Annotated in this window: 7 protein-coding genes; 4 read left to right on the top strand and 3 right to left on the bottom strand. The window is 73.3% G+C overall.

Features of this window, described 5'->3' with window-relative positions:
• Window positions 1-258: 258 nt before the first annotated feature.
• From SZN_RS34345 to SZN_RS42995, 3 genes are all read left to right on the top strand, one after another.
• A complete protein-coding gene (locus tag SZN_RS34345; protein ID WP_043734652.1) occupies window positions 259-915 on the top strand; it encodes a pyridoxine/pyridoxamine 5'-phosphate oxidase in 657 nt (218 codons plus the stop codon).
• Between the two features lie 520 nt (window positions 916-1,435).
• Window positions 1,436-2,665 carry a helix-turn-helix domain-containing protein gene (locus SZN_RS34340; RefSeq protein WP_007504312.1) on the top strand — a complete coding sequence of 410 codons (1,230 nt, stop codon included), beginning with the start codon at window positions 1,436-1,438 and terminating at the stop codon, window positions 2,663-2,665.
• Between the two features lie 280 nt (window positions 2,666-2,945).
• Entirely contained in the window at window positions 2,946-3,161 is a 216-nt protein-coding gene (locus SZN_RS42995) for a hypothetical protein (protein WP_007504310.1), read from the top strand.
• A 34-nt stretch (window positions 3,162-3,195) separates the two neighbouring features.
• Here the strand turns inward: SZN_RS42995 and SZN_RS34330 are convergent, their stop codons facing one another.
• The 3 genes from SZN_RS34330 to SZN_RS34320 all read right to left on the bottom strand — a co-directional run bounded on the left by SZN_RS34330 (window position 3,196) and on the right by SZN_RS34320 (window position 5,220).
• A complete protein-coding gene (locus SZN_RS34330) occupies window positions 3,196-4,065 on the bottom strand; it encodes a GNAT family N-acetyltransferase (protein WP_007504308.1) in 870 nt (289 codons plus the stop codon).
• 310 nt (window positions 4,066-4,375) lie between these two features.
• On the bottom strand, window positions 4,376-4,774 hold the full coding sequence (locus SZN_RS34325) for a Zn-ribbon domain-containing OB-fold protein (RefSeq protein WP_007504306.1): 399 nt from the start codon (window positions 4,772-4,774) through the stop codon (window positions 4,376-4,378).
• The gene (locus tag SZN_RS34320) at window positions 4,771-5,220 is read right to left on the bottom strand and encodes a DoxX family membrane protein (RefSeq protein ID WP_007504305.1); all 450 of its coding nucleotides are present in this window, start codon (window positions 5,218-5,220) and stop codon (window positions 4,771-4,773) included. Before SZN_RS34320 ends, SZN_RS34325 begins: the two co-directional genes overlap by 4 nt.
• 324 nt (window positions 5,221-5,544) lie before the next feature.
• On the opposite strand from SZN_RS34320, the gene SZN_RS34315 reads away from it, so the two are divergent.
• Window positions 5,545-6,701 (top strand): flavin-containing monooxygenase (locus SZN_RS34315; protein WP_007504303.1); only part of this gene is annotated, 1,157 nt, incomplete at its 3' end.

Here is a 6,701-nt window from a genome sequence, read left to right as displayed (position 1 = left end):
CCGGCCGCTCGTCGGCCACCGTCTCGTGGACGTGCGCACGCGCGGGGGCGCCCGCGAGCCGTGCGGACCCGGATTCCCGTCTGCACGGAGTCGCCGGACCGGGTGAAGCGGACCCGGCGGCAGCTCCCGTCGTCGTCCGCGGAGGACTGCGCCGGCCCGTCCACATCTCCTCCTCGGACATGGGTACCGTCCTCGCGCCCCTTCGTGCCAGCCGACCTCGGACGGGTGTGAGTCCGCCCGGCACGCGAGAATCGGGGCATGGGAACAGATCTGCACGAGTTGCTGAGGTCGCTGCGGGTGTGGGACGTCGAGCTGCCCTCCTTCGACCCGGCCGCCGCGCCCGGCGCACCGCTTGCGCTGTTCACCGCGTGGTTCGCCGAGGCGGTCGCGGCCGGGCAGGTGGAGCCGCACACGATGTCCCTGGCCACGGCGGACGAGGAGGGCGTGCCGGACGTACGGACGGTGATGCTGCACGGCGCCGACGACTCCGGCTGGTCCTTCGCCTCGCACCGCGGCAGCCGCAAGGGCCGTCAGCTGGCCGCCCGCCCGCACGCGGCGCTCGGCTTCTACTGGCCGGCCCAGGGCCGCCAGGTGCGCGTACGCGGCACGGTGACGGCAGCCCCGGCCGCCGACGCGCAGGCCGATCTGCACGCCCGCTCGACAGGCGCGCTGGCGGCGGCCCTCACCGGCCGGCAGAGCGAAGTCCTCGGCTCACCCGAGGAGTTGGCGCGGGCCTCGCAGGACGCCTGGGAGCGGGCCCGGCGGGAGCCGGACGCCCCGGTCCCGTCCTGGACCCTCTACCGGCTGCTGCCCGAGGAGGTGGAGTTCTTCCAGGGGGACGCCCGCCGCCGCCATGTACGGCTCGCCTACCGCCGCACGACCACGGGGTGGACCAAGGAACTGCTCTGGCCGTGAGGGGCTTGCGGGGCCAACCGGGGGCGTCCCGGGTCGGGGTCGGCTCGGCGGGGACATGGGACAGCCCTTCCGCCGGGTTCCCCTCTCGATTGAGTTCCCCTCTCGATCGCTGGGCACGGTCAACGAGGGCACGTCACGGGCCAGGTCACGTACGGGGCTCGTGGTCCGCGCAGGGTCCAGGCAAACCCTCGGAGCGGTGGCGGCGACCGCCGCTCGCGTTTCGCTCCGAAGCCTGCGGAGGACCGCCCGCTTCGGAGCACAGTGCATCGGGGCGCCCCGGCGCCTCTCCCGCTTGGAGACCGCCACACCGACGCGTCATATCGGAGCCGTCTCGACAGCGGCTCGCATGTCGGGCTGCGGCACTGCTCGTGGACGAAGCGATCCGCTGACCGCCATCACTCCACCCGCGGCACGCGGCCTCTGTACCGTCAGGGGCAGGAGCCCCGAGCCCCGATGGAGGGAGCACGATGCCTCGCCGCCCGCTGGAACGCCAGCGCCTCACCCCCAGGAAGGCGCGCTGATGCTGGAAGAAGCCGAAGAGATCGGCCGTCGTGTTCGCCGCGCACGGCTCCGCCTCGGCATGACGCAAGCCGACCTCGCCGTTGCCCTGGGCAAGACGCAGGGCTGGGTGTCCAAGATGGAACGCGGGCACATCGAGCTGGACCGTGTCGGCCTGCTCAACCTGATCGCCTCGGAGCTGCACGTACACCCGAACGACCTGATCGGACGGCCGTACAGCAGCTCTCCGGCAGAGAATCAGTGGCAGGTCTCTGCCGCAGCGATCATGCGTGAGCTGCGCCGTTACGACCTCGCTCCCGTCTTCGACGGACCCCCTCGGCAGGCCGGTCAGCTGTGGCAGGAAACCACGCGCCTGCACCGCCTCCGAGACGCCGCCGCGAACGTGGCGGTCATGGAGATCCTCCCCGACCTGTTCCGCGAAGCGCGCGCCCTGGCCGAAGTCACCACGGGTCACGAGCGGGAAGAGGCGTACGCCGTCTACGCGGTGTGCTGCAAGTTCACTCACACCGCCGCACACGCCCTTGGGCACCCCGAGCTGATCGCCATGGCGTGCGAACGGGCAGCATGGTCCGCGCGGCTGTCCGGCGACCCGGTGATGCCGGCCGTCGCCGACTGGATGCGCGTCTGGGACATGTGGGCCACCGCAGATTGGGATGACTCCGTTGCCCTGTCGGACAAGGCGATCCGCAGCGTTCAGCAGGACTACGACAGGGGTGAGCCGTTGGCCGTGCGGGCCTGGGGGGCACTGCAACTGCGTGCGGCTGTCTCGGCTGCACGGGGCGGTCGCAAGGCCGAGGCGAAGGATCGGATCAACCACGCGCGGAGCGCGGCCGAGCGGATGACCGAGACCGCCGGACCTCCGGTCCGCGACCGCCACAGCCTGACGTTCTCGCCGGGCAACGTGCAGATCCACGCGATCAGCGTCGCCCTGGAGATGCACGAGCAACGCGAGGCGCTGTCGATAAACCAGCGCACGAGCGAGGAGTTGATCGCGGCTCTTCCCCACTCCCGTCAAGGGCACCACCACATGGACCTGGCCCGTGCGTGGCTGTGGGACGGCAACCGCGACAAGGCGCTGAAGGAACTGGAGAAGGCCGAGGTCATCGCTCCCCAGCTCGTCCGGAACCATCCCATCGCCCGGTCAACCCTGCGCAGCATCGTGTACGCCGAGCGGGCGAGCACCCGCGAGAAGCTGCGCCGCATGTCAGACCGCTTCCACCTCGACGGGTAGGGGTCGTATTCCCGCGGTTCATACGGAGCCTTGGGCGCACGCCTAGCTTCGGGGCATGGCCGAACAAACCTCGAAGCAACCCCCCACGTCACAGACCGCTTTACGCGCAGGCAGCCCGTTCCGTCCTCGCCTTGGCGACCTCGCCGTCGATCTCGCCAAGGAGGGTCGGATCGGGGTCGTCGTCGCCCTGCCGAGCGACAGCTCGGCGTCGTACCAACTCCGCCCGCCCGGTGGGGGCGTGGACTGGCGGGCAAGGTCTGACGGAAGCACCCTCCGCCCCGTGCCGGTTCCGGTCACGCACGTCACGCACGTGAAGCGCGACGCCGTGTACGACCCGCGTGCGCACCAAGCTGCCATGGCGGTGACGGTCCACTACGAGAACGGCGGCGTCTGCGAGTCGATGCTCGTCCTCACCCCTGCGCAAGTCGAGCTGTACCACCACCAGCTCAGCCGCATGATCCAGGCGCGGGAATCGGCTCAGGATCGTCGGCAGTGAGCACGCCCGTGCTGATGCTCGCCCCACCGCCCTCTCAGAGGTGGCCGCCACGGAAGTCGTAGGCCGTGAAGTCGGCCACCGCCCGGTAGCCGAGGCGCTGGTACAGGCCGGTGCCCGTCCCGTTCGCCAGGTCGGTGAAGAGCAGGATCTCCCGGACACCGGAGGTGAGCACGGCCCGGCTGACGGCGGCGGTGACCGCGCCCGCGTAGCCGCGTCCGCGCAGCGGGGCCGGGGTGTAGACGGGCGCGACCCGCACCTGGCCGGCGACCACCGGGGTCACGCCGGCCATCGACAGGGGGCGGCCGTCCTTTGCCTCCCAGAGGGTGAGACCGCCGTGGGCGAGGCGGGCGTCGGCCCAGGCGGTGGCGTCCTGGGCCGCGGTGTGCCCGGCGGCCTCGGTGAACTCCTGGTACCAGCGCACCAGTTGCCCGCGGTCCTCGATGCCCGCTACGCGCGGGCGGCCGGCCGGGGCGGGCTGCGGGAGTGTCAGGTTGCCGAGCCGGTACAGCCGCCTGCCGCGGCCTGCCGTACCCCGGGCGCCGGTGTGCCGGCGCCAGGCCGCGGTGACGGCCTCGGCGGTCTCGCGGGCGGCGACGACACCGGGCAGCCGGTGGCCGAGGGCGGCCAGATGGGCGGCGAGGGAGTCGGCCTCGTCGGCGCTGAGCGGGGTCACGTTGAGCGGGTGGGGCGGGGTGCGGAAGTACGCCGCCCGCACCTGCCCGTCCAGCTCCAGCACGCCGAACACCGGTGCCTCGTCGCCGTAGGCCCGCAGCCCGGCCGTACGCAGCGTCTCGGTGACCGTCAGGGCGACGGTGTGCAGATCGGGGCGGGAGCGCAGGAAGCCGCCGGCGTGGGAGAGGAAGCCGGTGAGGTCCTGGGTGGAGTACCAGTCGTCCGGGCGCATACCTCATGATCCCGCGCGCGGACGGCGGTTGTGCCCGGTTTCCCGCCGTGGACACCAACCCGACACAACAGGCGGGGTCCGGCGGGCCGGGGGTTCACGCCACGGGCGCCACGGGTTGACGCCGGGGGCGGACCGGCGGAACCGCGGCACCGCAGGCACAGGCGGAGGCGGCGGCACAGACACAGGCGGAGACGGAGACGGAGGCGAGGGGACGGTCGTACGCCGGCGAGGGGCGTACGGCCTGCGGGCCGCGTACGGAGAGGGCGCCGTGCCCCGGCAAGGGCGCACGGTCCGCGGTGGTCCGGCGCGGTCAGCCGGCCGGGCGGAACACCGGTGCGCCGTCGCGGAACGCGACCGTCAGGTGCGCCCCGGCGCGCAGGAGGGCGGGGTCCGGGCAGCGGACGATCTCGGTCATCATCCTCGGCCCCTCGGCGAGTTCGACCACGGCGGCCACGTACGGGGTGCGTCCGGCGAAGGGCGGGAGGTCGTTGCGGTGCACCACGGACCAGGTGTAGAGGGTGGCCCGGCCGCTCGCGGGCTCCCAGGCCACGTCCTCGCTCCAGCAGTGCGGGCAGAACTCCCGCGGGTAGTGGTGGGCGCGTCCGCACGCCCGGCAGCGCCGCACGAGCAGCCGGCCCTCGGCGGCCGCGTCCCAGTAGGCGCGGGTGAAGGCGTCCGGCTCCGGGACGTCGTGGCGCTGGTCGCTCACCGGAAGAGCCCCAGGGCGGCGTCAACGGACCAGGACTGCCAGGACATCCCGAACAGCGCGACCACGCAGATCAGCGCCATCATCGAGTTCTGCCCCTGCTCGGCCCAGTCGTGGATCATCAGGACGAAGTAGAGGAGGTTGAGCAACAGGGCGCCGATCAGGGCGACCGGGGTGAGGAAGCCGAGCACCAGGCCGAGGCCGAGGGCGAGTTCGGCGTAGAGGACGACGTACGCCATGACGCGCGGCCGGGGCGCGACGACGGTCTCGAAGCCGGACCGGACGGCGCTCCAGCGGTGGTCGGCCGCGACCCCGGCGGCCCAGGTGATCCCGGCGCCCTCGCGCCACGTCCTGCGGTCCTTGTGCCGCCAGCTCTCCAGCCACCACAGCCCGAGCCCTATCCGGAGCACGGCAAGCCATTGCGCACCTGTGAGCCAGATCGCGTCCATGAATCTGACGGTACGTCAGTTCCGCGCGCCCTGACAATGGCCGCGGCCGGGCCGCCGCACCGGCACCGCACCCTCGCCGCCGCGCGACTCCGGCCCCGACCCAGGCACCGCGCAAGGCTCCCCACCCCGGCACCGGCACCGCGCCAGGCTCCGGCCCCCGCCCCGGCACCGACCCCTCGAAGCACCCCGGAACCACCCCGCACCCACCATCGGGAGACCTACGTCACACATCCCACCCGCCTCTCCCACAGCCGTGATCGATCCGCAATCAATTCCGGTCTCGCCCGAGACCCACCGACGACCTGCGTGATTACGCTCGCGACCATGGCCGACTCCCCCCAGCTCCCGGAACGCCCCGCCACGGACCGCCCCGTCTACGTCATAGGCGGCGGGCCGGGCGGCCTCGCCGTCGCCCAGGCCCTGCGCGCGCGAGGGCTGCGGGCCGTCGTACTGGAGAGGTCGGACCGCGTCGGAGCCTCCTGGCGGGGGCACTACGACCGGCTGCGCCTGCACACCACGCGGCGGCTGTCGGCCCTGCCCGGCCTGCCGATGCCCCGCCGCTTCGGACGCTGGGTGCGCCGCGACGACGTGGTGCGCTACCTGGAGAAGTACGCCGAGCACCACGACCTGGAGATCGTCACCGGGGTCGAGGTCTCCCGCGTAGAGCCCGCCCCCGGCGGCACCGGCTGGCGGCTGCGCGCGACCGGCGGACGCGAGCTGGACGGCGCCGCGGTGGTCGTGGCCACCGGGTTCAACCACACCCCGCGCATCCCCGAGTGGCCCGGACGGGACACCTACGAGGGCGAGTTGGTGCACGCGAGCGCCTATCGCAACGCGGCACCCTTCGCCGGCCGCGACGTCCTCGTCGTCGGCGCGGGCAACACCGGTGCCGAGATCGCCGTGGACCTGACGGAGGGCGGGGCGGCGCGGGTCCGGCTGGCGGTGCGCACCGTGCCGCACCTCGTACGCCGGTCCACCGCGGGCTGGCCCGCCCAGTTCACCAGCATCCTCGTACGGCGGCTGCCCGTCGCCCTCGTCGACCGGCTCGCGCGGCCCGTGGCGAGGATCAGCGTGCCCGACCTCGCGGCGCAGGGGCTGCCGCGGCCGGACACCGGGCTGTACAGCCGGGTGCGGCAGGGGGCGATCCCGGTCCTGGACGTCGGCCTGATCGACGCCGTGCGCAAGGGCCGCGTCGGGATCGTGGCGGCCGTGGACGGCTTCGAGGACGGCGAGGTGGTCCTCGCCGACGGCACCCGGATCTCCGTGGACGCCGTCGTCGCGGCCACCGGCTACGCCCGCGGCCTGGACGGCCTCGTCGGCCACCTCGGGGTGCTCGACGGGCGCGGCAGGCCCTCCGTCCGGGGCGCGCGGACGCCCGCGGGGGCTCCCGGCCTGTACTTCACCGGCTACACCAACCCGATCAGCGGGAACCTGCGCGAGATGGCGATCGACGCCGGGAAGATCGCCAAGGCCGTCGCGGG

The organism is Streptomyces zinciresistens K42 (assembly GCF_000225525.1).
In the GTDB taxonomy this organism is placed as follows: Bacteria; Actinomycetota; Actinomycetes; order Streptomycetales; family Streptomycetaceae; genus Streptomyces; species Streptomyces zinciresistens.
This window is presented reverse-complemented; position numbering and strand designations above follow the sequence as displayed.